At 72.1% G+C, this 24,356-nt stretch carries 25 protein-coding genes; 12 read left to right on the top strand and 13 right to left on the bottom strand.

Annotated features, from left to right (window positions below; translation table 11 throughout):
* Positions 1-5: 5 nt before the first annotated feature.
* The 8 genes from LEL83_RS10825 to LEL83_RS10790 form a co-directional block, all read right to left on the bottom strand.
* A complete protein-coding gene (locus LEL83_RS10825; RefSeq protein WP_225558812.1) occupies positions 6-1,283 on the bottom strand; it encodes an ABC transporter permease in 1,278 nt (425 codons plus the stop codon).
* Positions 1,280-2,008: an ABC transporter ATP-binding protein gene (locus LEL83_RS10820; protein ID WP_225558811.1), complete on the bottom strand. Its 729-nt coding sequence runs from the start codon at positions 2,006-2,008 to the stop codon at positions 1,280-1,282. Before LEL83_RS10820 ends, LEL83_RS10825 begins: the two co-directional genes overlap by 4 nt.
* Positions 2,009-2,164: 156 nt before the next feature.
* Positions 2,165-3,181, bottom strand: a complete 1,017-nt coding sequence (locus tag LEL83_RS10815) for a glycine betaine ABC transporter substrate-binding protein (protein ID WP_225558810.1) — start codon at positions 3,179-3,181, stop codon at positions 2,165-2,167.
* Positions 3,178-3,942, bottom strand: coding sequence for an ABC transporter permease (locus LEL83_RS10810; RefSeq protein WP_198657099.1), 765 nt, complete (start codon positions 3,940-3,942; stop codon positions 3,178-3,180). The genes LEL83_RS10815 and LEL83_RS10810 overlap by 4 nt, the downstream gene beginning before the upstream one ends.
* Complete coding sequence (locus LEL83_RS10805; RefSeq protein WP_198657100.1) at positions 3,939-5,210, bottom strand: ABC transporter ATP-binding protein; 1,272 nt, start codon at positions 5,208-5,210, stop codon at positions 3,939-3,941. The genes LEL83_RS10810 and LEL83_RS10805 overlap by 4 nt, the downstream gene beginning before the upstream one ends.
* A complete protein-coding gene (locus tag LEL83_RS10800; protein ID WP_198657101.1) occupies positions 5,197-5,844 on the bottom strand; it encodes an ABC transporter permease in 648 nt (215 codons plus the stop codon). The genes LEL83_RS10805 and LEL83_RS10800 overlap by 14 nt, the downstream gene beginning before the upstream one ends.
* 208 nt (positions 5,845-6,052) lie before the next feature.
* A complete protein-coding gene (locus LEL83_RS10795; protein ID WP_198657102.1) occupies positions 6,053-6,658 on the bottom strand; it encodes a DUF6197 family protein in 606 nt (201 codons plus the stop codon).
* Positions 6,659-6,695: 37 nt separating this feature from the next.
* The gene (locus tag LEL83_RS10790) at positions 6,696-7,595 is read right to left on the bottom strand and encodes a phosphotransferase (protein ID WP_198657103.1); all 900 of its coding nucleotides are present in this window, start codon (positions 7,593-7,595) and stop codon (positions 6,696-6,698) included.
* Positions 7,596-7,790: 195 nt separating this feature from the next.
* On the opposite strand from LEL83_RS10790, the gene LEL83_RS10785 reads away from it, so the two are divergent.
* Positions 7,791-8,234 carry a hypothetical protein gene (locus tag LEL83_RS10785; RefSeq protein ID WP_198657104.1) on the top strand — a complete coding sequence of 148 codons (444 nt, stop codon included), beginning with the start codon at positions 7,791-7,793 and terminating at the stop codon, positions 8,232-8,234.
* Positions 8,235-8,263: 29 nt separating this feature from the next.
* On the opposite strand, the gene LEL83_RS10780 is transcribed toward LEL83_RS10785, so the two are convergent.
* Positions 8,264-9,421: a GAF domain-containing protein gene (locus LEL83_RS10780; RefSeq protein WP_225558809.1), complete on the bottom strand. Its 1,158-nt coding sequence runs from the start codon at positions 9,419-9,421 to the stop codon at positions 8,264-8,266.
* Entirely contained in the window at positions 9,418-10,194 is a 777-nt protein-coding gene (locus tag LEL83_RS10775) for a ThuA domain-containing protein (RefSeq protein ID WP_225558808.1), read from the bottom strand. Before LEL83_RS10775 ends, LEL83_RS10780 begins: the two co-directional genes overlap by 4 nt.
* Before the next feature lie 141 nt (positions 10,195-10,335).
* Between LEL83_RS10775 and LEL83_RS10770 the strand changes: the two genes are divergently transcribed.
* On the top strand, positions 10,336-11,781 hold the full coding sequence (locus tag LEL83_RS10770; protein WP_225558807.1) for a DUF4832 domain-containing protein: 1,446 nt from the start codon (positions 10,336-10,338) through the stop codon (positions 11,779-11,781).
* Positions 11,782-11,860: 79 nt separating this feature from the next.
* The gene (locus LEL83_RS10765; RefSeq protein ID WP_225558806.1) at positions 11,861-12,316 is read left to right on the top strand and encodes a DUF3817 domain-containing protein; all 456 of its coding nucleotides are present in this window, start codon (positions 11,861-11,863) and stop codon (positions 12,314-12,316) included.
* Positions 12,317-12,437: 121 nt separating this feature from the next.
* Here the strand turns inward: LEL83_RS10765 and LEL83_RS10760 are convergent, their stop codons facing one another.
* A complete protein-coding gene (locus LEL83_RS10760) occupies positions 12,438-14,648 on the bottom strand; it encodes an NADP-dependent isocitrate dehydrogenase (RefSeq protein WP_225558805.1) in 2,211 nt (736 codons plus the stop codon).
* Between the two features lie 177 nt (positions 14,649-14,825).
* Positions 14,826-15,320 carry a hypothetical protein gene (locus tag LEL83_RS10755; RefSeq protein ID WP_198657109.1) on the bottom strand — a complete coding sequence of 165 codons (495 nt, stop codon included), beginning with the start codon at positions 15,318-15,320 and terminating at the stop codon, positions 14,826-14,828.
* A 161-nt stretch (positions 15,321-15,481) separates the two neighbouring features.
* On the opposite strand from LEL83_RS10755, the gene LEL83_RS10750 reads away from it, so the two are divergent.
* The 5 genes from LEL83_RS10750 (at position 15,482) to LEL83_RS10730 (ending at position 20,450) form a co-directional block, all read left to right on the top strand.
* Positions 15,482-16,612, top strand: coding sequence for a M23 family metallopeptidase (locus LEL83_RS10750; protein ID WP_225558804.1), 1,131 nt, complete (start codon positions 15,482-15,484; stop codon positions 16,610-16,612).
* Positions 16,613-16,756: 144 nt separating this feature from the next.
* Positions 16,757-18,031 (top strand): hemolysin family protein, encoded by a 1,275-nt coding sequence (locus LEL83_RS10745; RefSeq protein WP_225558803.1) that lies wholly within the window; start codon positions 16,757-16,759, stop codon positions 18,029-18,031.
* A gap of 91 nt (positions 18,032-18,122) precedes the next feature.
* Entirely contained in the window at positions 18,123-19,034 is a 912-nt protein-coding gene (locus LEL83_RS10740; RefSeq protein WP_198657112.1) for a helix-turn-helix transcriptional regulator, read from the top strand.
* A gap of 31 nt (positions 19,035-19,065) precedes the next feature.
* Complete coding sequence (locus LEL83_RS10735; RefSeq protein ID WP_225558802.1) at positions 19,066-19,770, top strand: class I SAM-dependent methyltransferase; 705 nt, start codon at positions 19,066-19,068, stop codon at positions 19,768-19,770.
* A gap of 197 nt (positions 19,771-19,967) precedes the next feature.
* On the top strand, positions 19,968-20,450 hold the full coding sequence (locus tag LEL83_RS10730; protein WP_198657114.1) for an FBP domain-containing protein: 483 nt from the start codon (positions 19,968-19,970) through the stop codon (positions 20,448-20,450).
* A gap of 164 nt (positions 20,451-20,614) precedes the next feature.
* Here LEL83_RS10730 and LEL83_RS10725 read toward each other — a convergent pair whose 3' ends face one another.
* Positions 20,615-21,601: an aldo/keto reductase gene (locus LEL83_RS10725; RefSeq protein ID WP_225558801.1), complete on the bottom strand. Its 987-nt coding sequence runs from the start codon at positions 21,599-21,601 to the stop codon at positions 20,615-20,617.
* Positions 21,602-21,711: 110 nt separating this feature from the next.
* On the opposite strand from LEL83_RS10725, the gene LEL83_RS10720 reads away from it, so the two are divergent.
* From LEL83_RS10720 to LEL83_RS10705, 4 genes are all read left to right on the top strand, one after another.
* A complete protein-coding gene (locus LEL83_RS10720) occupies positions 21,712-21,945 on the top strand; it encodes a hypothetical protein (RefSeq protein WP_198657116.1) in 234 nt (77 codons plus the stop codon).
* A gap of 130 nt (positions 21,946-22,075) precedes the next feature.
* Positions 22,076-22,618, top strand: a complete 543-nt coding sequence (locus tag LEL83_RS10715; RefSeq protein WP_225558800.1) for an acyl-CoA thioesterase — start codon at positions 22,076-22,078, stop codon at positions 22,616-22,618.
* Positions 22,619-22,704: 86 nt separating this feature from the next.
* Positions 22,705-23,292, top strand: a complete 588-nt coding sequence (locus LEL83_RS10710) for a YdeI/OmpD-associated family protein (RefSeq protein WP_225558799.1) — start codon at positions 22,705-22,707, stop codon at positions 23,290-23,292.
* A 74-nt stretch (positions 23,293-23,366) separates the two neighbouring features.
* Complete coding sequence (locus tag LEL83_RS10705; RefSeq protein WP_225558798.1) at positions 23,367-24,248, top strand: aldo/keto reductase; 882 nt, start codon at positions 23,367-23,369, stop codon at positions 24,246-24,248.
* The last annotated feature ends 108 nt before the right edge of the window (positions 24,249-24,356 follow it).

Here is a 24,356-nt window from a genome sequence, read left to right as displayed (position 1 = left end):
CGCCGTCACTCGTACCGGAGCGCCTCGATCGGGTTCTGCCGGGCCGCCCGCCGCGCCGGCAGGGTGCCCGCCAGGAACGCGATGAACATCACCACGAGGATGATCGTCGCGACCGATCCCGGGGCGAACTGCATGATCTGCAGCCCCGGCAGGTCCTGCAGCAGGGTGTCCGCCAGCACGTTCGAGATCCCGGTGCCGAGCAGGATCGCGGCGAGGGCCCCGATGGCGCTGCCGAGGAACCCGATGAACACCGCCTCGAGCGAGAACAGCGTGTAGACCTTCCCGCCGCCCATGCCCATCGCCTTCATCAGGCCGATCTCGCGCGTGCGCTCCTGCACGCTCATGAGCAGGGTGTTGATGATCCCGAAGCCGGCCGCGACGAGCGCGATGACGGCGAAGGCGTTGAGGACGCCCACGATGCCGGCGATCACGGTCTGGAACTGGCCGAGCTGGTCCTCGATGGTCTGGCCGGTGAAGCCGTCGTCGGCCAGGGTCTGCTTGACCGTCGTCGCCGAGGCACCGGGGTCGAGGGTCGCGGTGACGCTGGCGTACGAGGTGGCGATCGAGTCCGGTTTGCCGGTCTCCTGCGCGGCCTGCATGGCGTCGGTCAGCGCGGCGTTCGCCCCGGCGCCGGCGCCGAACAGCGACTCGTTCTGCACGCCGACGACCGTGGCGGTGAGGGTGTGCTCCTCACCCTGGTAGTCGTCGACGGCGAAGGTGAGCTCCTTGCCGACGGCAGCGGAGGCGCTGCCGAGGCCCAGGTTCTCCAGGTGGTCCGTCGGCAGCATCACCTGGTTGCGGTCGGTCTCGTCGTCGAGTTGCTCGCCGCTGGCCAGGTCGGCGTCGAGTTCCCCGGCGTTGCCGGTCAGCGGGACGACGTACTTGCCCTCGTCGCGGTACTCGGCGTACTTCGGCGCGAGGGCGACCGCCGGACGGAGGCTCCGGATGCCGTCGGTCTGCTCGATCGCGTCGACATCGGACTCCGACAGGTACGCGAACGACGCCGGCCCGCGGTCGACGCTCTGCCCGGAGGCCTCCGGGTCGTACTCGGCGGGGCCGCTGTCGGTCGAGCTGCCGTCGACGGCCTTCGTGACGACGAGCACCCCGTCGTCGCCGATCGACGAGACCTGGCTGTTGATGTAGTTGCTGACGCCGGTGCCGATCGCCGAGGTGAGCGTGATCGTGAAGGCGCCGATGAAGATCGCGATGACGGTCAGGGTGGTGCGGAGCTTCGAGCGGAAGGTGTTCGCGACCGCGGCCCGCAGGAGGTCGAGGACGTTCATGCGGAGTGCCTTCCGTGGGTGGCCGACGCGTCGACCACGTCGTCGGAGCCGTCGACGATCAGGCCGTCCCGGACGTGCACGCTGCGGTCGCAGCGCGCGGCGAGCTCGTCGTCGTGGGTGACCACCACCAGCGTGATCCCCCGCTCGCGCTGCAGGCCGAACAGCAGGTCCTCGACCGCCTGCCCGGTGTTCGTGTCGAGGTTGCCGGTCGGCTCGTCGGCGAAGATGACGCTCGGCTCGCCGACCAGTGCCCGGGCGATGACCACGCGCTGCTTCTGCCCGCCGGACAGGTCGTTGGCGTCGTTCTTCGCCTTGTCGGCCAGACCGAGGGCGTCGAGCGCCGCCATCCCCCGGCGCTTCCGCTCGGCACGGGGGACCCCGGCGATCGTGAGCGGGAGCACGACGTTCTCGAGCACCGAGGTCTTCGGCGTCAGGAAGAACTGCTGGAACACGAACCCGAAGGTGCTGTTGCGGGTGCGGTTGACCTGCCGTGCGCCGAGCGTGGCCGCGTCGGTGCCGTCGAGCAGCACCTGACCCGCCGACGGCGCGTCGAGCAGCGCGAGCAGGTGCATCAGCGTCGACTTGCCGGAGCCGGACTTGCCGACGATCGCCAGGCTCTCGCCCTGGTGCACCGCGAGCGACACCCCCTTGAGCGCGTCGAAGCGCGTCGCGCCACGGCCGTAGGTCCTGGCGAGGCCACGGGCCTCGAGCACGGGAGTGGTCATGGGTTCACCGTAGTGAACCGGCGCGCGCCGGTGGGCTGCGGTCGCTCACGATCGGGTGACGTTCTGGTGGCGGCGGTGGCGGCACCGGGACGGACGGGAGGGACGGTGCCAGCTGGCACCGTCCCTCCCGTCCGGTCGCGCGCGCGTCGCGAGGGGTCAGGGCTTCGTGATGAAGCCCTCCTCCACCATCCAGTCGAAGGCGACGTCGGCCGGCTCACGCCCCTCGACGTCGACCTGGCGGTTCAGCTCCTGCAGCACGGCGTCCGTGAGCTTCGGCGAGATCTGGTCGTAGATCCCCTCGAGCTGCGGGTACTCCTGCAGGGTGTCCGAGTCGAGCACCGGAGCGACGTTGTACGCGGGGAAGAACCCCTTATCGTCCTCGAGCACGGTCAGGCCGAGCGACTTGATGCGGCCGTCGGTGGTGAAGACCTCGCCGAAGTTGCACTTGCCGCGATCGGTGGCCGTGTAGACCGTGCCGGTGTCGAGGATGCTGACGTTGCTGCTCGGCACCCCGTTCGCGCCGGACCCGCCGAGCTCCAACCCGTACTTCTCGAGCATCGGCTTGAAGCCGTCGGCACGCGAGTTGAACTCGGACTCGACGCAGAACGTGCGCTGGTCGACCGGCAGCTTCGTGACGTCGGAGAGCGTCGTGACGTTCCCGAGCTCCTTGACGGCCTCGTCGCGGACGGCGAAGGCGTAGGTGTTGTTCATCGGCGCGGGCTCGAGCCAGGTCAGCCCGTTGGCGGCGTCCTCCTGCTTCACCGCCGTCCACTGCTCGGTCTTGTCCGGGATCCCCTCGGCGTGGCCCATGAAGGTCAGCCAGGCGGTGCCGGTGTACTCGTACGTGAAGTCGGCGCTGTGCGAGGTCATGAGCTCGCGGACCGCGACGCTGCCGGGCACGTTCGTCTCGTCGGTGACGTCGAACCCGGCGGCCTTGGCGGCGAGCACGGCGATCTTGCCGAGCACGAGCTGCTCGGTGAAGTTCTTCGACGTCACGGTGATGTGGGCGTCGGCCGGCAGGTCGTCGATGCGCTCGATGGAGCCGGGCTGGGCCTCCGGGACGAACGAGGTCGCGGGCTGCAGACCGCAGCCGGTCAGGACGAGGGCGGTGGTGCCGGCGACGAACGCCGCGGCTCCGACCCGGGTGCGGGCGCGGCGGGTACGGCGGGTCATCGGAGTCCCTTCGGTCGTGCGACCGTCTCGACCACGCGGCCGATCCAGTCGATGGAGAGGGCGAGCAGGGCGACCAGGAGCGCCCCGGACACGAGCACCTTCGGCAGGAACAGGTTGACCCCGGTGGTGATGAGCAGCCCGAGGCCGCCGGCACCGACGAAGGTCGCCAGGCTCGCGGTGCCGACGAGCAGCACGAGTGCCGTGCGGATGCCGGAGAGCATGACCGGGACCGCGAGCGGCAGCTCCACGCGCACGAGCACGCTGAACGCGCTCATGCCCATGCCCCGCCCGGCCTCGACCAGGCGGGCGTCCACGCTCTGCACGCCGATCATGGTGTTCCGGAGCACCGGCAGGATCGCGTAGAGCACGAGGGCGACGACCGCCGACCAGCTGTTCAGCCCGAGCCACGCGGCGAGCAGCACGATGAGGCCGACGGCGGGGGCCGCCTGCCCGAAGTTCGCGACGGCGAGCACGTACGGGCTGGCCCGGCGCAGCGGCCCGCGCGTGAGCACGATGCCGAGCGGGATGCCGATCACGAGCACCAGGACCGTCGACTGCAGGGTCAGCACGAGGTGCTGGCCGGTCAGGGCCAGGATGTCCGCCGGGTTGAGCGTCGTCCGCTCCGTCGGGGTCAGGTCCGCCGTGGCGAGCCAGACCGCGAACCCGGCCAGGACGACCAGGATCGCGATCGGCTGGAACAGCAGGCCCTTCCACGAGGTGCTGGTACCCGTGGCGGGGCCGGCAGCGGCGACTGCACTCACAGGTCTTCCCCCGTGGGCATGGTCGCTGCCGGTGACGCGGGCAGCGTCTCGATCTGGTTCGTGTTCGTGCCGACCGGCGTGTAGGCCTGGTCACCGGCGGCGGCCGTGCGCGAGCGGGTGATCGCCTCCATGACGGTCTCGACGGTGATGACCCCGCGGAACGCGTCGCGACGGCCGGTCACGAGCGCGGCACCCGCACTCGAGACGAGCATGGTGTCGAGCGCGTCGTTGAGGGTCGCGGCCTCGCCCACCACGGGCAGGTTCGACTCCACGCCGTCGGGGATGCGGTCGAGGCGCTCGAGCTGGCGACGCGACGGCCACCCGATCGGGCGCTGGCGGTGGTCGACGACGACGGCGTGCTGGTGCCCACCGGCCTCGTTCATCCGCTGCAGCACGGCCTTGACCTCTTCGCCGGGTGAGCACGTCACGGCCGACTCGACCTCGACGTCGCGCACGCGGTTCAGCGTGAGCTGCTTGAGGCCGGCACCGGAGCCGATGAAGTTCTCGACGAACTCGTTCGCCGGCTCGGCCAGGATGCGCTCGGGGGTGTCGTACTGCACGATGTGCGCGCCCTCGGTGAAGATGACGATCCAGTCGCCGAGCTTCACGGCCTCGTCGAAGTCGTGCGTGACGATGACGATCGTCTTGTGCAGTTCCTCCTGGATGCGCAGGAGCTCGTCCTGCAGGCGCTGCCGCGTGATCGGGTCGACGGCGCCGAACGGCTCGTCCATGAGCAGGACGGGCGGGTCCGCGGCGAGCGCCCGGGCGACGCCGACTCGCTGCTGCTGGCCGCCGGACAGCTCGCGGGGGAACCGATCGCGGTAGGTGTCGGGGTCGAGCGAGACCAGGTCGAGCAGCTCGTCGACGCGGGCCGCGATCTTCTCCTTCGACCAGCCGAGCATCTTCGGCACGATCGCGATGTTCGCCGCGACGGTCATGTGCGGGAAGAGCCCGCCGGCCTGGATCACGTAGCCCATGCGGCGGCGCAGCTCGTCACCGTCGATGCCGGTCACGTCGTCGTCACCGACGACGATCCGACCCTCGGTGGGCTCGATCAGGCGGTTGATCATCTTGAGCGTCGTCGTCTTGCCGCAGCCGGACGGGCCGACGAGCATGACGATCTTGCCGGCCGGGATCTCGAGCGTGATGCCGTCGACGGCCGGCTTCGACTGGCCCGGGTACCGCTTGGTGACCTCGTCGAGCAGGATGCTGCGCCCGGTGACGTCGCCGTCGGGCGCGGTGGTGGTGGCGGAGTCAGTGCTGGACACGGATACCTCTCGAGATGGTCAGGCGGCCGAGGCCGATGAGGAGCAGGTCGAGGACGAGGGCGAGCAGGACGACGCCCACCACACCGACCACGACGGAGGACAAGGCGTTGGCGCCGCCCAGGCGCGACAGGCCGGAGAAGATGAAGCCGCCGAGGCCGGGGCCCAGGGCGTACGCGGCGATGGCAGCGATGCCCATCACCATCTGCGCGGAGACACGTACGCCGCTCAGGATGATCGGCCACGCCATCGGCAGCTCGACCTGCAGCAGGGTGCGGAACCGGCTCATGCCGATGCCGCGGGCGGACTCGACCACGGTGGGCGGGATCTCGGCGAGGCCGACGACCGCGTTGCGCAGGATCGGCAGCGCGGCGAAGAACACGACCGTCACGACGGACGGCAGGACCCCGAAGCCGAGCGGCACGATGAGCAGACCGATCACGGCGAAGGACGGCAGCGTGAGGCCGATGGCCGACACCCCGTTCGCGACCGAGGTCAGGCGGGGACTGCGGTAGACGAGTGTGGCGATCACCACGGCGATGACCGTGGCGAGCACCGTGCACTGGACGACCAGTGAGAAGTGCTGCCACGATGCGAACCAGATTTGGCTCCATCGCTCCACGACGTACTGGAACACGGGTGAGCGCTCCCTCTCCGGTCGGCCGAACTGCCCACGGATCGGGGCACGAGCTGCGCCAAAGCTACGCAGCACCCGCACGGGTTGTACAACGCGGATCGGCCGAGGGGAACGTTCCCCTGTCAGACGCTCACACGGTAACCCCCGGTCAGCGGCTGTTCACCACGGTGACCCTGGGAGAACGGTAACGATCGTTCAGGTGGACCGGCTACGCACGCGCCACCCGGAGCTCCTGCAGGCGCGCCGACTCGTGCACCGCCACCCGCTCCGCCGTCAGCAGCAGCGCCCCCACCTCGGGTGCGGTGCGGCTCCCGGCGTCGTTCCAGCTCGTCAGGTCACGCACGCGCCCCATCCGGATGTCCGGCGCCGGGCACCAGAGCACGGGCTCGCCCTCGTCGCGGGCGAGGGCGTGCCAGACGACGTCGAGCGCCTGCTGGACCCGGGGTCCGTGCACCGCGTGCGGCCCGCCGGCCGCCGAGACCACCGCGCCGACCAGGCACGCGCCGACGAGCGGCCGCCCCTGCACGTCCACCGCGGCGGCACTCGTGGCGGTGCGTTCCCGGCCGTGCTCGTCGACGTAGGCGAACCAGGCGTGCTGGATCCACCCGCGCTCGACGACCGCGCGGGCGTCGGACAGCAGGTGCACGAGCTCGTCGAGTTCGCGGAGCCGGTCGTCGACCCGTCGCGCGCGACGCGCGGCACGGCGTTCGGCGACCCGGTCGAGGACACCGCGCAGGCCGCGTCGGTCCGGACGGGCGGGGGCGGGGGAGGCGTCGGTGGCGACGTCGTGCGGGGCGCGGAGCTCGAGGGTCATGGTGGCCCCTCCGATCAGCTGTGCACGGATGGTGCGGTCACGATAGCCCCGGCGGGTCGTCGTCGTCCAGCACCGCGTCGATGCTCCGTCGGGCGACGCTCCGGAACGCCGGCTCGTCGGCCGTCGCCAGGGCGGAGGCCATCGCGACCACCCACCCGCGGGCGCGCCCCCAGGTGGTGTCCGGGGCGGTGACCCGGTCGCGGAACACGTGACGTGCCTCCCGGTCGAGCGTCAGCCAGGCACTCGCGAGGTCGACGGCGGGGTCCCCCGCGGTGACGTCGCCGAAGTCGACGACCGCCGACAGGCGTTCGTCGCCGTCCGGCGACCGGTCGACGAGCAGGTTGAACGGGTGCAGGTCGCCGTGCACCCAGACGGGAGGCCCGGCGTGCGTCGGCAACGCCGCCGCGGTCCGCCAGACCGCGGCCAGTTCACGGGCTCGCGGCACGTCGGCAGTGACGAGTCGCGTCAGGACGGCGTCGCTCCGCGCCGCGAGCGGCACCGCCCGGAACGGGTTCGCCGGTGCGTCCCCGGGCGCGGGGACGTGCAGCAGCTCGACGAAGTCCGCCAGCGCCTCGGCGACCCGGACCCCGGCGGCACGCGCGCCGACCGGCTCACCCGGCAGCCACCGCACGACGCTCCACGACCACGGGTAGCCGAGCGCGGGACGTCCGACGCGCACCGGCACGGGCACCGGCACCACCGGGGCGACCCGGGCGGCGATCCCCGGCAACCAGCGCTGCTCGTGCTCGACGAGCCGTGCGGCGAGCGCCCGACGCGGGGCACGGACGGCCAGGTCGTCGCCGAGCCGCAGCACCACGTTGTCCCAGCCGTTCGCGACCACCCGCAGCGGCAGGCCGGCCAGGTCGGGGTGCTGGTCGCGCAGCAGGGAGCGGACGAGGGGGACGTCGACGTCGACCTCGGCGGACGGGGTGGCCATCGCGACAGGCTAGTGGGCCGCCGGACACATGCCCGCGAACTGGGGCCGTCGGGCCGAGAGCTTCCTGAGTATCCTCGAGACGAGGTGACGTGGGTGTTTCCCTGGGGGGACCCGCGTCACTCCCAGGGCCCGCCACGTCGGCACCGCGACACGGCGTTCGGCCCGCGCTCGGCCAGGTGCCCTACGGTCTCGGCCATGGACGCATGGCGGAACCCCGCACGCTGGGCACGGACCGGACGCTGGCTGCTGCTGCCCATCGCGGTGCTCGACTGGGTGGCGCTCGCGCCGCAGACGGTCGTGGTCATCGCGTTCGCGCTCGCCGTCGTGGGGCTGGCCGGCATGGCCGCCGCCCTGGTGGTCCGCATGCTCGGCCGTTCGCGCGGGGCGATGGCCGCGGTCGGCGTCGTGCTCCTGCTCGGCGGCCTGGTGGTGTTCGGCCTCGACCCGTTCCCCGGGTCGTTCCCGCTGATCGACGGCTGGTGGCCGGAGTCGATCACGCAGCCGCAGCGCGTCGGCAGCGCGTACTGGCAGCTCGCCGGGCTCGGCATCGAGCTCGCCGGGTTCGCCCTGCTCGCCACCCTGCTCGTGGTCGCCCTCACCGGGGCCCCGCGGAGCCGTCAGGACCGCTTCCGCTCCTGATCCCCGCGGGTGCACACCGCCGATTGCGCTCAGCGCCGGGTGAGCACCACCACGGTGACGTCGACGGCCGCTCCCTCGGGCACCAGCTCGCGCACCCGCGCGACCGCGGCGGCGCCGTCCGGTTCGTCACGCACCAGTGCGGCGAGGTCGTCCAGGTGCCGGAGCCCCTCGAGCGTGAGGGCACCCGGGGTGCACACCGCCAGCCGGTCTCCCGGCGCGAGGTCTATCGCACCGGGCGACCGCGGGATCGCCGCGGGCTGCAACCCCAGCGGCAGGTCGAGCGAGTGCAGCGAGCTGGTGGACCCGTCCGCACGGACGAGCACCGTCAGGCCGTGCCCGGCGTCACCGAAGTCGACGTGCCCCGTCGCCGGGTCGAGCCGCAGGTGGAAGAGCGAGCCGACGGCGGACGCGACGGACAGGTCGGCGGTGAGCTGCGCCTCCAGGCCGGCGACGGCGTCCTGCACTGCGGTCGCCGTGCGCGCGGCGACGGCACCGTGCACCCCGGCGGCGAGCAGGCCGGCGGCGGGGCGGGCGGCGGAGACCCGGCCGACGGTGACGTGCAGGGCGCCGTCGGGCGCGACCCGCCAGTCGGCGACGTCACCGCCGCCGTCGTCCTGCTGGGCGACGAGGGCATCGAGGGTGTACCCGGGCAGGTCGACCGGTGCCGGCACGAGCCCGTCGAGCACGCGTCGGACCCGACCGCGGTCGATCGCGTGGCCGAGCTCACGCTCCGCCCACCGCGCCAGGTCCTGCAGGAGCGCGACGTCCTCGTCCGAGAACACGCGCGGCGCCGCGTCCATGATGCAGAGCGTCCCGACCCGGGTGCCGTCGACCATGGTCAGCGGCGCACCGGCGTAGAACCGGATGCCGTGCTCCGCCACGGCGGCGGTGTGCGCGAAACGCTCGTCGAGGGTCGTGTCCGGGATCACCATGGGTTCCGGTGTGAGCACCGTCGTCGCACAGAACTGCTCGCTCGCCGGGACGCTCGATCCCTGGTGCCAGCCGAAGGTCGACTGGGTGGTGACGAGGTTGCTGTGGACGAGGTTGAGGAACGTGAGCGGCACCCCGAAGGCCTCGTGGGTCATGCGGGTGATGCGGTCGAAGCGCTCCTCTGGGCCTGACCCCAGGACGGCGAGCGCTTCGACCAGCGCGGTGCGGCGGTCCGCACCGTCGAGATGGTTGGTCACCCGTCCTGTCTACCCGCACCCTCCGTCAGGAACCAGTCCCGCGGGTGGGGGTCGGCCGTGAGCTCGCGTCGAGGGGACACGGGAGCGGCCCAGCCCGCGGCGTTGGCGAGCACCCGCTGGATGTCCGGGTGGTGGTAGACGGGGTACTCCTGGTCGCCGGGCGAGAAGTAGAAGACCCTGCCGAGGCCGCGGCGGTAGGCGACACCGGAGCGGAACACCTCGCCGCCGGCGAAGGTCGACAGGAAGACCTCCTCGTCGGGGCGCGGGATGTCGAAGTACTCGCCGTACATCTCCTGCCGGTCGATGACGATCGGGTGCGGCACACCGGCGGCGATCGGGTGCTCGGGCGCCACGGTCCAGACGAGTTCCCGCTCGCCGTCGTTCCGCCACTTCAGCGAGCAGGTCGTGCCCATGAGCCGCTTGAACGGCTTGGAGTAGTGGCCCGAGTGCAGCACGACCAGGCCCATCCCGGCGTGCACGGCGTCGACGACCAGGTCGACGACGGCGTCGCTGACCTCGTCGTGGGCGGCGTGGCCCCACCAGAACAGGACGTCGGTCGTGGCGAGCCGCTCGGCGGTGATGCCGTGGTCGGGCTCCTGCAGGGTGGCGGTGGAGACGTCGGCCCCGGGGTGCAGCTGCCGGAGGGCCTCGGCGATCACGGTGTGCATGCCGTCGGGGTAGTGCCCGACGACCGTCGCGTCACCGCGGGTCTCGTGCACGTTCTCGTTCCAGACGACGATGTTCAGGGGACGGTTCTCGGTCGGCGCTGACATGTCGTCCACGCTACCCGTGATCAGATCGCGCAGGCTCTGGCGTTTTCTGATCGTTTGACCTACCTTCGGATCACATCCGCGCAGGGCGGCGGCGCCAGGGGGCACCGATCACCGTCCGCGCCGAGGACAGGGGCTCGACCGATGCAGCACCGGACCATCTCCACCGTCGCACTCGCGGCGGTGCTGGCACTCGCCGTACCGACCACCGCGTGGGCGTCGTCGCCCGCCGGCCACGACCACCAGCCACGCACCGTGTCCACCTCGACCGTGACCTACACGGCGAGCGACGCGGTCATCCCGAACCCGTCACGCGGGTTCGACCACACCACCGAGACGCACTACCGCGCCGACGGCACCGGCTACACCCCGCTCGACGCCGCCACGCTCCGGGGCTACCGGGCCGAGGGCGTCACGCAGGTCGTCCGGGTGTTCTACATGGAGGCGTTCGCCCAGCAGCGACAGCTCAGCCCGGCCTGGCTGGCGCTCCTGCAGCAGGACTACGACACCGCCCGCGCAGCCGGGGTCGGCGTGATCACCCGCTTCGCGTACGTGCAGGGCGGGGCAGGTCCGTACACCGCGCCCTACGGCGACGCCGACCTGCCGACCGTGCTCGCGCACATCGAGCAGCTCACCCCGACGCTCCGCCGGAACGCCGACGTCATCCCGACCCTGCAGGGGGGCTTCATCGGGCTCTGGGGCGAGGGGTACTACACCGACCACTTCGCCAGCGACCCGGCGAACCCGGGCGTGCTGACCGAGGCGGACAAGGACGCCCGGCGCCAGGTGCTCGAGGCGGAACTCGCCGCGCTGCCGTCGAGCCGCTCGGTCCAGGTCCGCACCATGCAGATGAAGCAGGACGCGCTCCGCACCCCGTCCGGCACCGCCGGGGCCCTCACCCCGGCGCAGGCGCACGACGGTTCCGCGGCGTCGCGCATCGGTCACCACCACGACTGCTTCCTCGCCTCACCGGACGACTTCGGCACGTTCCTGAGCAACCCGCTCTCGCTCGACCAGGACTACCTGGCGGCCGACTCGCGGTACGTCCCGGTCGGCGGTGAGACCTGCGCCGTGAACGCGCCGCGGTCCGAGTACCCGTCCGCCTCGGCCGAGATGGCGAAGTACCACTACAGCTACCTCAACCTCGACTACAACAAGGACGTCCTGGCGAGCTGGGGCACGGCCGGCATGACCGACGCCGCGAAGAAGCTCGGCTACCGCTTCACGATGACCTCGAGCACCGTGACGTCCGGTGCCGAGCCGTCGGTGGCGGTGTCGGTGCGGAACGACGGCTGGGCGGCGCCGTACAACAGCCGCCCGGTGCAGCTCGTCCTGACCGACGGCGACCGTCGCGTGACCGTGCCGGTGGACGCCGACGCGTCGTCCTGGCAGCCGGGGCAGACCGTGACCGTCCGGGCCGCGTTGACCGACGTGCCGGACGGCAGCTGGAGCGTCGCACTCGCCCTGCCCGCGCCGGAGTCCTCCGTCGCCGCGGACCCCGCCTTCGCGATCCAGACGGCCAACACCGGAACCTGGGACGCGAGCACGGGCGTGAACCGCCTCGGCCAGACGGTGGTCGTGCAGCACTGACCGGACGTGCAGGGCGCCCCGGGTCGTCCGGCCCGGGGCGCCCTGCTGTCTGCCAACCAGGTCCGCCACCATGGACGCCATGACTCCCCGCTCCCTGTTCCGCGCCGCCGCGGTCGCCGAACTCGTGACCTGGACCATGCTCATCGTCGGGATGGTGCTCAAGTACGGACTCGACGCCGGCGACTGGGGGGTGCGGATCGGCGGCGGGGTGCACGGCTTCGTGTTCCTCGCGTACCTGGTCCTGACCACGGTCGTCGCGGTGAACCAGCGGTGGTCGTCCGGCGCCCTCGTGCTCGGCTGGGCCAGTGCCGTCGTGCCCTACGCCACCGTGCCGTTCGAGGTCGCGGTCGCCCGCCGAGGCATGCTCGACGGTGGCTGGCGCCGCTCGCCGGACGCCCGGTCGGGCGCGTGGGACCGCCTGCTGTTCGTCGTGGTGCGGCACCCCGCGCTCGCGGTCGGCGTCGGTGTCGTGGCCGTCGCCCTGGTCTTCGTGGTGCTGCTCGTCGTGGGTCCGCCCGTCCCGTCCCGCGGCTGACCCCCTGCGCGTCCCCCGGGTCTCCCCGGGTCCCCTCGCGCCACTTCGTGAGCGCGACCACGGAACGACGGGAGGCCCGGTGCCAGCTGGCACCGGGCCTCCCGTCCCGCGTTGCGCGCTGCTACAGCGCTGCGAGCGCCGTGTTCAGCGTCGCCGACGGGCGCATGACTGCGCTCGTCTTGGCGTCGTCGGGGCGGTAGTAGCCACCGATGTCGGCCGGGTGACCCTGCACCGACACGAGCTCGTCGACGATGGTCCGCTCCTGCTCGCCGAGCTTCGCCGCGAGGTCCGCGAACGCCGCTGCGAGCTCGGTGTCCTGCGTCTGCGCGGCGAGTTCCTCGGCCCAGTACTTCGCCAGGTAGAAGTGGCTGCCGCGGTTGTCGATCGAGCCGAGCTTGCGGCCGGGGGACTTGTCCTGCTCGAGGAAGGTGCCGGTCGCACGGTCGAGGGTCTCGCCCAGGATCTTCGCCCGCTCGTTGCCCGTCACACCGGCCAGGTGCTCGAGGCTGACCGCCAGTGCGAGGAACTCGCCCAGGCTGTCCCAGCGCAGGTAGTTCTGCTGCACGAGCTGCTGCACGTGCTTCGGCGCGGAACCACCCGCACCGGTCTCGAACAGGCCGCCGCCGCCGAGCAGCGGGACGACGGAGAGCATCTTGGCCGAGGTGCCGAGCTCCATGATCGGGAACAGGTCGGTCAGGTAGTCGCGCAGGACGTTGCCCGTGACCGAGATGGTGTCCTCGCCACGGCGGATGCGCTCGAGCGAGAAGCGCATGGCGTCCTCGGGCGACAGGATCTCGATCTGCAGGCCCTCGGTGTCGTGCTCGCCCAGGTACGTGCGGACGAGCCCGATCAGGTTGGCGTCGTGCGCGCGGGTCTCGTCGAGCCAGAACACGGCGGGCGTAGCCGAGGCACGGGCGCGGGTGACGGCGAGCTTCACCCAGTCGCGCACGGCGACGTCCTTGGTCTGGCAGGCACGCCAGATGTCGCCGGGCTCCACGCGGTGCTCGATGACGACGTCGCCGGCTGCGGTGGTCACGCGGACCGTGCCGGCACCGGGGATCTCGAACGTCTTGTCGTGCGAGCCGTACTCCTCGGCCTTCTGCGCCATCAGGCCGACGTTCGGCACCGAGCCCATGGTCGCCGGGTCGAAGGCACCGTTGGCGCGGCAGTCGTCGAGCACGGCCTGGTAGATGCCGGCGTAGCTCGAGTCGGGGATGACGGCGAGGGTGTCGTGCTCGTCGCCGTCCGGACCCCACATGTGCCCCGAGGTGCGGATCATCGCGGGCATCGAGGCGTCGACGATGACGTCGCTCGGCACGTGCAGGTTCGTGATGCCCTTGTCCGAGTCGACCATGGCGAGCTCGGGACCGTCGGCGATGCCCTGCGTGAAGGCACGCTCGATCTCGGCGCCGTTCGGCAGCGCGGACAGCCCCGCGAGGATCGAGCCGAGGCCGTCGTTCGGGGTCAGGCCCGCTGCGGCGAGGTCGGCACCGTAGCGCTCGAACACCGACGGGAAGAACGCCCTGATGACGTGCCCGAAGATGATCGGGTCGGAGACCTTCATCATCGTGGCCTTCAGGTGCACCGAGAACAGGACGTCCTGGCGCTTCGCCTCGGCGATCTGCTCGCGCAGGAACGTCTCGAGCGCGGCGACGTGCAGCACGGTGCCGTCGACGACCTCGCCCTGCAGCACGGGGATGGACTGCTTGAGGACCTGCTCGGTGCCGTCCTCCGCCACGAACGTGATCGTCAGGACGTCGTCGGCGGGGGCGATCCAGGACTGCTCGTTCGACCGGAAGTCGTCGACGCCCATGGTGCTGACGTTCGTCTTCGAGTCACGCGACCAGGCGCCCATGCGGTGCGGGTGCTTCCGGGCGTAGTTCTTCACCGACAGGGGAGCACGGCGGTCGGAGTTGCCCTCGCGCAGCACCGGGTTCACGGCGCTGCCCTTGACGCGGTCGTAGCGGGCGCGGACGTCGCGCTGCTCGTCGGTCGTGGCCTCGTCCGGGTAGTCGGGCAGGTCGTAGCCCTGCGCCTGCAGCTCGGCGATGGCGACCTTGAGCTGGGGGATCGACGCCGAGATGTTCGGCAGCTTGATGATGTTCGCCTCGGGGGTCTTCGCCAGGTCGCCGAGCTCGGCGAGGGCGTCGTCCAGGCGCTGCTCGTCGGTGAGCCGCTCCGGGAACTGGGCGATGATCCGGCCGGCGAGCGAGATGTCGCGGGTCTCGACGTCGACACCCGCGGTGCCGGCGAAGGCCTGGATGACCGGGAGGAACGAGTGGGTGGCGAGGAACGGTGCCTCGTCGGTGAGGGTGTAGATGATCTTGGCCATGCTGGCGGGTACTCCCTTGTTCGACCGTCGGTACGACCACGGTACTCGTGGCGCAGGATGTCTCGACATCAAGATACATCGCGCCTCCGACGCGCGGCCGACGGCCTGGAGGCGCGGATCGGCCCCGGCACGTCGGCGCACCACGCGCGGGGCACCGGCAGGGCGGCCGACCGGCCCTCAGTCGCCGATCGCGATGCGGAACACCCGCACCCCGGCTGCCCGCAGTCCGGCCAGACCCAGGCGCATGCGGAGCGGACGGAACGGGCGCCGGAAGCCGGACGGCGCCGACGCCGCGTCGATCTGGTGCAGCACCTCGGAGGTCAGGGTGCGCTCGAGCTTCGGAGCGAGCCGGGTGAGCCCGGACACCGTGACGACGATGCGGACCGCGTGCGGCACGAGCAGCGGCGCGATGAGTTCGGCTGCCTCCTGCGCGCGGTGGAAGGCGGGGTCGTCACCCGGTCGGCGGATCGCGATGACGGCGAGCGCCGCGTCCCACGTCTCGCCGGGGTCGGGCAGGTCGTCCACGCCGACCACGCGCATCCGACCGGCGTCGATGCCGGCGCGGACCGCTGCGGCACGGAGCACCGGCAGGAGCTCCTGGGTGCCGGCCAGCACGACGTCGGCCGACGCCAGGTCGACCGTTCCGTACCGCTCACGCGGCGATCGGGCCATGGTGCGGGTCCTTCCGTCGCTCCCGTCGAACCTACCGACGGGGACGAGCCGGGGAACGGTGCCCGCGGGGGTCGTCAGGACCCTCCCAGCACATTCGGTAACGAAAAGATCACGAGAACCCCTGTACAACTCGACAGAGTCGTGCAGAATGGTTGGCGGCCATGACGACTGCACCCGAACCCGATCAGCACCCGGCGACCCCGGTGGTGCACCTGTCCCGTCGCGCTGCCCTCGAGGCCGAGCGCGCCGCGAAGGCAGCGAAGCCCACCAAGCCGGCCCGCGCCGCGAAGGCACCCAGGCCCGCCGCAGCCCCGGTCGCGGCGAAGGCTGCGAAGCCGGCGAAGCCCGCGCGCGTGGCGAAGACCGCGAAGCCGGCACGCGTGGCGAAGGCCGCGAAGCCCGCCGTCGTCGTCGCCTCGACGGCCTCCACCACCGCGAGCACCACGCCGGCCGGCCGCCGCGCCACGGCAGCCCGCGCCACCACCGAGCACGTCGACAGCCGCATCCAGCGCGTCGTCCGCCGCCCCGCTCCGCGTGCTCCCCGCCCCGGCTCCGCACCCCGGGCCTCCCGGTCGGGCCGCGCCGGGCGCATCACGCTCACCAGCGCCGCCGCCGCCATCGCGATGTTCGCGGCGTCGGCGATGCCCGCACACGCCAGCGCCGGCACGGCGATGGCCACCTCCACCATCGCCCCGATCGTCCGCACGCAGGACTACGCCGTCACCCAGGCCGTCACCGCCAGCGGGTTCGACCGCGACGGCTTCACCGTCGGCGGCGGCGCCCCCAAGACCGTGACCGCATCGTCGACGGCGAGCAACGCGACCGCAGACGAGGCCGACGGCGCGGTGTCGTTCGGCGGTGACGTGCGCTCCCCGTTCCCCGGGCCGGTGCAGATGAGCTCGGGCTTCGGCTACCGAGCGGCACCGTGTGGCGCGTGCTCGTCGCTGCACCAGGGCCTCGACTTCACGCCGGGCATGGGCACGCCGATCGGCGCGGTCGCCGCCGGGACCGTCCGGGTGTCCGGCACGTACTTCTCGTACGGCAACGCCGTCATCATCGACCACGTCGTCGACGGTCGCCAGGTCTCCACGCTCTACGGGCACATGATCCCCGGGTCGTCCCCGCTCAAGGTCGGCGACCAGGTCGGGGCGGGCCAGTTCATCGGCCTCGTCGGGTCGTCCGGTGTCTCGACCGGTGCCCACCTGCACCTCGAGGTCCTGATGGACGGCGTCACCCCGATCGACCCCGAGGCGTGGCTCGAGGCCCGCATCGGTCGCTCGCTCACGCTCTAGCGGTCCGCCCGACACCGACGCGAGACGCACAGTCCGCGTCGAGCACCGTCGCGGTGTCGTCCCAGCTGACCTGTGCAGACTCACAGGCATGGACGATCACCACAGACCGCCCGCCCGTCGTCGATCCGAGGCGGCTGCCCGCTGATGGGCGCTGACACCTGGATCGCCTTCGGGCTCGTCATCCTCTTCGTGCTGGTCGGCGGGGTGTTCGCCGCCGCCGAGATCGCACTCGTCTCCCTCCGGGAGTCGCAGTTGCAGCAGCTCGAGCGCCGGGGTCCCCGTGGCCTGCGGGTCGCCGAGCTCGGCCGCGACCCGAACCGGTTCCTCTCCGCCGTGCAGATCGGCGTGACGGTCGCCGGGTTCTTCTCCGCCGCGTACGGTGCGTCCTCGATCGCACCCGACGTCGCGCCGCTGTTCCGGGGCCTCGGGCTCGACCAGGGTGCGGCCGAGGCCGTCGCGCTCGTGCTGATGACCCTGGTCATCGCGTACCTGTCGCTCGTGTTCGGCGAGCTCGTGCCGAAGCGACTCGCCCTGCAGCGCGCCGAGGGCTTCTCGATGGCCGTCGCCCCGACGCTCGAACGCTTCGCCGTGCTCATGCGGCCGGTGATCTGGCTGCTGTCGAGGTCGACCGACACCGTCGTGCGCCTGCTCGGCGGCGACCCGGACGCCCGCAGCGAGTCGATGAGCACCGAGGAGCTCCGCGGCCTGGTCGACGAGCACACCGGCGTCGACGAGCAGGGCCGCCGGATCGCCCGCAGTGCCCTGGACGCCGGCGGACGGATCCTGCGCGAGTCGATGCGCCCCTGGTACGACGTGTCCACCATCGACGCCGGGCTGACCGTCGCCGAGGCCACCGACCACGCGATCGACGCCGGGCACACCCGGTACCTCGTCACCTCGGGCGGGCGCGATGAGGTCACGGGCTTCGTGCACCTGCGCGACCTGCTCCGTCCGACCGACCCCGCGGCTCCCGTGGCCACGCTCGTGCGGCCGGTGCTCGCCCTGCCCGAGACGAAGTCGCTGTCGAGCGCGATCGCCGACATGCGCACCGACGGGCACCAGATCGCCCTGGTCGTCGACGAGTACGGCGGCAGCGCCGGGATGGTCACGCTCGAGGCCCTGCTCGAGGACCTCGTCGGCCGCATCCGCGACGAGTGGGACACCGCCGAGCACGACGGGCCGGCACCGGACCTCGACGGCGTCGACGGGGCCACCGTGCTCGAGGACCTGGTCGCCGACGGCGGCCCGGCGCTGCCGGACGGCGACTACGAGACGGTCGGCGGGCTCGTGCAGGTGCACCTCGACCGCATCCCCGAGGTCGGTGACGTGGTGACGGCGGGCGACCACCGCCTCGAGGTGACCGCCATGGACGGTCACCGCGTCGCGCGCGTGCGGATCTCGACGGACGCGACCGTCTGAGGACGGGAGGCCCGTGGCGGCGCCCGCCACGGGCCTCCCGTCCATCCCCGGTCCGGCTCGCACGCTCGGCCACGACACGTACGCTCTCCCCATGGGTATCGACGTGCGCAACGAGATCCGCGACTTCCTGTCCAGCCGGCGGGCGCGGCTCACCCCCGAGCAGGTCGGCATGCCGTCGTTCGGCGGCGGGGTGCGGCGGGTCCCCGGGCTGCGTCGACACGAGGTCGCCATGCTCGCCGGCGTCAGCGTCGACTACTACACGCGGCTCGAACGCGGCTCGCTCAAGGGTGTCTCCGACAGCGTGCTCGACGGCCTCGCGACCGCGCTGCAGCTCGACGAGGACGAGCGTGTGCACCTGACCGACCTCGCCCGGCTGGCGAACTCCGGCGTCAAGGTGATGCACCGGGACGTGCCCACCCGGGTCCGACCCGGCGTGCAGCGCCTGCTCGACGCGATCACCGGGGCACCGGCGTGGGTCCGGAACGAGCGCGGGGACGTCGTCGCGACGAACGAGCTCGGTCGTGCCCTGTACGCCCCGATGTTCGCCGGCCCCGGGCGCCCGGTGAACACCGCCCGCTTCATCTTCCTCGACCCCGCTGCCCACGACTTCTTCCCCGAGTGGGCGCAGACCGCGAAGGACGCCGTCGCCGTCCTGCGGGCCGCTGCGGTGTCGAACCCCTGCGAGCCCGGCCTGATCACCCTGGTGGGGGAGCTGTCCACCCGCAGCGAGGAGTTCCGTGGCTGGTGGGCCGCGCACGACGTCCGGGTGCAGCGGACCGGCAGGAAGCGGATCGACCACCCGGTCGTCGGCGACCTGCAGCTGGCCTACGAGGCGCTCGAGCTGGTGGGAGACCCCGGGCTGACGATGTTCTCGTACTCCGCGGAACCGGGCAGCGAGTCGGAGCGGTCGCTCGCGTTGCTCGGCAGCTGGGCGGCGACGGAGCGGGTCGAGCAGTACGCGGCCCTGCGCGAGTCGGAGTCCGCGTCCGAGTCGGTCGACTGACCCCGCCGCTGGCCGTCCGGGAGGTGGAGACGTGACGAGGACGACGGACGGCTCGGCCGGCGACACCGACCACCGGCGGTACCGGCGGGCCGAACCCGCGTTCGCCCGCGCGGTCGCGAAGGCCGTCGGTGACGCCCGGAGCGTGCTCGACATCGGCACCGGCGTCGGCGGGTCGTACGCGCCGAGCGACCGCGAGGTGACGGCGGTGGCGCCCGCCCAGGACCTGCCCTTCGCCGACGACACCTTCGACGCCGCGGTGACGACCTTCTCGGTGCCCGAGTGGGACGACCTGGAACGCGGCCTCGCCGAGGTCCGCCGGGTCACCCGGGGTCCGATCGTGATCGTGACGTTCGACCCCGACCGGATCGAGCGCTCCTGGCTCGCCGAGTACGCCCCCGAGGTACTCGCCTCCGACGCCCGTCGCCACCCGGCACTGCCGCGGTTCGCCGATGCGCTCGGCGACGACACGGTGACCAGCACCCCGCTGCCGATCCCGTTCACGTGCGTGGACGGGTTCTCCGAGGCGTACTACGCCCGCCCCGAACGCCTGCTCGACCCCGATGTGCGCCGGGCGGATCCGGCGTGGGGCCTGGTCGACGAGGTGACCGTCCGACGGTCGGTGGCCGCGCTCCGGACCGCGTTGGAGTCAGGGGAGTGGGACCGACGGCACGGGTCGCTCCGGATCCGCCCGACGTACGAGGGCTCGCTCGTCCTGGTCACGGCGACGCCGAACTGACCGCAGCCGGGCTTGACACCTGGTCGTAGGCTGATCGGGTGAGCTTCCAGGAGGTGGTCGGCGCCCGTATCGCCGACATCAGGGCGTGAGGCCCTCGGTCGTGCCCTCGGGCGCGGCCGCCCTCGTCGAACCCTGACCTCCTCTGCCCGGTGCGGTGTGCGTCCGCACGCCCCGGGTCCGTACGAAAGCGATCACCCATGCTCCCCATCGTGGAGAAGACCATCCGCACGTCCTTCGTCAACGCCTCGCGCAAGGAGGTGTCCGACCTCACCCTGCCCGCCGGCTTCGAGACCCTCGACTGGGACGCGCTCGACTACCTCGGCTGGCGCGACCCGAAGATCGGCCGGCGTGCGTACGCCGTCGTGCCGACCCTGGACGGCGAGCTGGTCGGCATCCTGTTCCGGCAGGCCGAGGCCTCGCCCCGTTCCCGCGCGCAGTGCTCGTGGTGCCAGGACGTGAAGCTACCGAACGACGTCGCCTTCTACAGCGCGAAGCGGTCGGGCCCGGCCGGCCGGAACGGCAACACGGTCGGCACCCTGGTGTGCCAGGACTTCCAGTGCTCGCGGAACGTCCGGAAGCTGCCGCCGCCGGCGTACGAGGGCTACGACGTCGAGGCCGCGCGCCTGCAGCGCATCGAGGACCTGCAGCTCCGCGCCGCGTCCTTCGCCGCCGAGGTCTGAGACGCCGGCGTCCTCGGAAGACGCCGCCGAGTCAGCGAGACGCCGCCGGATCCGGAGGCGTCTCGTGCTGACGCCGGCGTCTCGCGTCCGCAGACGCGACCGACGACGGACGGGAGGCCCGGTGCCAGCTGGCACCGGGCCTCCCGGCCGTCAACCGGTCGCGTCTACCGGCCGATGGTCGACATGTCGGGGTAGCGGTCACCGGTCGGGACGGGCAGCGCCGACAGGCGCGCCAGCTGGTCCGCCGTGAGGGCCACCTCGGCTGCGCCGACGTTCTCCTCGAGGCGCGAGACGCGCTTCGTGCCGGGGATCGGGACGACGTCGTCGCCCTGGGCCAGCAGCCAGGCGAGCGAGACCTGCGCGGGGGTGGCGCCGACCTCGGCCGCGATCTCCTTGACGGCGTCGACGATGCGCATGTTCTGCGCGAACGCCTCCTGCTGGAACCGCGGGTTCGCCAGACGGAAGTCGTCGGCGTCCAGGTCTGACGGCTTCGTGATGGCACCGGTCAGGAACCCGCGGCCGAGCGGCGAGTACGGCACCAGGCCGATGCCGAGCTCGCGCAGGGTGTCGAGCACGTCGCCCTCGGGGTCGCGCGTCCACAGCGAGTACTCGCTCTGCAGGGCCGTGATCGGGTGGACAGCGTGTGCCCGGCGGATCGTCGCGGCACTCGCCTCGGACATCCCGATGTGGCGGATCTTGCCCTCCTGCACGAAGCCGGCGAGCTGACCGATGACGTCCTCGATCGGCACCGCGGGGTCGACGCGGTGCTGGTAGTACAGGTCGATGTGGTCGGTGCCGAGTCGGCGGAGCGAGCCCTCGAGGGCCTCGCGCACGGACTCGGGCTGGCTGGAGATCCCGCGCTGCTGCGGCGGCGTCTCCTCGCCGGCCTCGTGTGTGTACAACCCGAACTTCGTCGCGATGACGACGTCGTCACGGCGACCCTCGAGCGCACGGCGCAGGAGTTCCTCGTTCGTGTAGGGGCCGTACGCCTCGGCGGTGTCGAACAGGGTGACGCCGAGGTCGATCGCGCGGTGGATGGTGCGGATCGACTCGTCGTCGTCGGTACCGGCGCCCGTGTAGAAGGCGCTCATGCCCATGGTTCCGAGGCCGATCGGTCCGACCTCGAGGTCTGCGAGCTTGCGTGTCTGCATGCTGCAGGTCTACTCCCGGGCGGCGGTCCGTCGGGAGGCACTGGCTGTACCCGCCTCGGCCGCGCTACGCTGCCGGTGACGGGGCAGGGGCCCCGGTCTGGGGGAAGATCATGACCGTCGTGTGGACCGTCATCGCCGTGGTCGTCGTCATCGCGGCACTGCTCACCGTGCTCGAGGTGCAGAACCGCCGTCGACGGCGCGCACTCGACCACCTGGACGCCGGTGACCCGGCGGCCGGCGGCCGTGCGCGCGCCGACGCAGAAGCAGCGCACGCCGTCACCGAGGGCCTCGCCAAGTCCGCCCACCCGGGCGTGACCGGTGCTGGCGGCGCGTTCCCCGGCTGATCGACCTCTTGGCTGGGCGTCCCGGTGCTTGTCGGGAGCAGTGCGTCGACGGCCGTACGGCCCGCTCGCACCTGGTGCGGTTCCTCCAACCCGCTGGCCCGGACCCGCGGAGCACTGGTGTGATCGTCCCGTGAACCTGTACCTCCGACTGTTCCTGCTGCAGGTGCGCGTGCGTCTGCGTCGTCGGCTCGGCGGGCGGCGGGCCTCGCTGTGGGACGAGGTGCGGACGCCGTTCCGGGTCGTCCCCACGGACCTCGATCCGCTGCGGCACGTCAACAACGGCAAGTACCTGTCGATGCTCGACCTCGGCCGCCTCGACCTGATGCTCCGCTCCGGCTACTGGACTGCCCTGTCCGAGCACGGCTGGTACCCGGTGGTGTCGGCGCAGACGATCACGTACAAGCGCTCCCTGACGCTGGGGCAGCGGTTCGACCTGCGCACCCGCGTGCTCGGGGTCGACGAGCGTGCGGTGTACCTCGAGCAGACGTTCGAGCGCGGCGGTGCCGTGGTGGCGCGGGCCGTGGTGCAGGCCCGGTTCCTGCGGCGTTCGGGCGGGACGGTCCCGACGGCGGACCTGCTCGCGGCAGCGGGTGCGCCGGACCGCGACCTGACGGTGCCGGACTGGGTGCACGAGTGGGCGGCGGCGACCCGGATCAGCAGCAGCGCGGGCTGACCCGGCCGCGGACCGTCCGTCGGCGACCGTGCGACCGCGTCCGCCGTCCGCCGTCCGCCGTCCGCCGTCCGCTCTACGATGACCGCATGGACGTCGTCGACCTCGTGCTGCCCGATCCCGCGGCCTGGCGCGCCTGGCTCGACGACCACGAGGACGACTCCGACGGCGTCTGGCTCGTCCTCGCCAAGAAGGGCGTGACGGACCCGACGGCCCTGACCTACGACACCGCCCTCGACGAGGCGCTGTGCTCCGGCTGGATCGACGGCCAGCGGCGCGGCCGCGATGCGACGACGTTCCGCCAGCGCTTCACCCCACGGAGGAAGGCCTCGCTGTGGTCGCAGCGGAACCTCGGCCTGGTCGCGACCCTGATCGCCGACGGCCGGATGCGGGAGCGCGGGCACGCCGAGATCGAACGCGCCAAGGCCGACGGCCGGTGGGACCGCGCCTACGCCGGAGCGGCGACCGCCACCGTGCCCGAGGACCTGCAGGCCGCCCTCGACGCTGCGCCCGCGGCGGCGGCGCTGTTCGCCGAGCTCGACGCCACGAACCGGTACGCCGTCCTGCACCGGATCACCACCGCCCCGAACGCCACGGTGCGGACGAACCGACTCACCAAGCTCGTCGGCGGGCTCGAACGCGGCGAGACCCCGTACCCGCGGCCCGCCCGTCCGTAGAACCTGCGAGCACGGCAAGCCGTCGGGGGACACCCGCTCAGAGAGCAGCCACGCACCCGGCGTAGACCGGGGTCATGACCACAGGCACTGACACCACGAACCGTCCGGCCGCGTCCTCCGGCACCTTCCGCATCGGCGGCGACCTCGAGGTCAACCGCCTCGGCTACGGCACCATGCAGCTCACCGGCCCCGGCGTCTGGGGACCGCCGAAGGACCACGACGAGGCGATCCGCGTCCTCAAGCGTGCGGTCGAGCTCGGCGTGAACTTCTTCGACACCGCCGACTCGTACGGCCCCTACGTCGCCGAGGACCTCCTCAAGGAGGCCCTGCACCCCTACGGCGACGACGTCGTCATCGCCACGAAGGCCGGCCTGACCCGCACCGGCCCGAACGAGTGGCCGCCGGTCGGCCGCCCGGAGTACCTGCGGCAGGAGGCCGAGATGAGTCTCCGCCGCCTCGGCCTCGAGCGCATCGACCTGTTCCAGCTGCACCGCATCGACCCGAAGGTCCCGCTCGAGGACCAGGTCGGCGAGCTGAAGAAGCTGCAGGACGAGGGCAAGATCCGCCACATCGGCCTGTCCGAGGTCTCCGTCGACGAGGTCAAGGCCGCGCAGGAGATCGCCACGATCGTCTCCGTCCAGAACCTGTACAACCTGCAGAAGCGCGACGCCGAGGAACTGCTCGACTGGTCCGAGGAGCAGGGCATCGGCTTCATCCCGTGGTTCCCCTTGGCCACCGGTGGTCTGACCGGCGAGGACTCGCCGCTGACCGAGATCGCCGAGCGCAAGGGCGCCACCCCGGCACAGCTCGCGCTCGCCTGGCTGCTCAAGCGCTCCCCGGTGATGCTGCCGATCCCCGGCACGTCGAGCGTCGCGCACCTGGAGGACAACCTCGCGGGTGCGACGGTCGAGCTGACCGACGACGAGTTCGAGGAGCTCGCGAAGCTGGGTCACTGACCCGACGCGACCAGCAGACGGACGGGAGGCGCGGTGCCAGCTGGCACCGCGCCTCCCGTTCGTTCCTTTGCTGACCGGATCCCTGCTTGCGCCCACATACCGGGTATG

It is taken from the genome of Curtobacterium oceanosedimentum (genome assembly GCF_020297365.1).
Taxonomy (GTDB): domain Bacteria; phylum Actinomycetota; class Actinomycetes; order Actinomycetales; family Microbacteriaceae; genus Curtobacterium.
The sequence above is the reverse complement of the archived record's forward strand: the minus strand, read 5'-3'. Positions and strand labels throughout refer to the sequence as shown.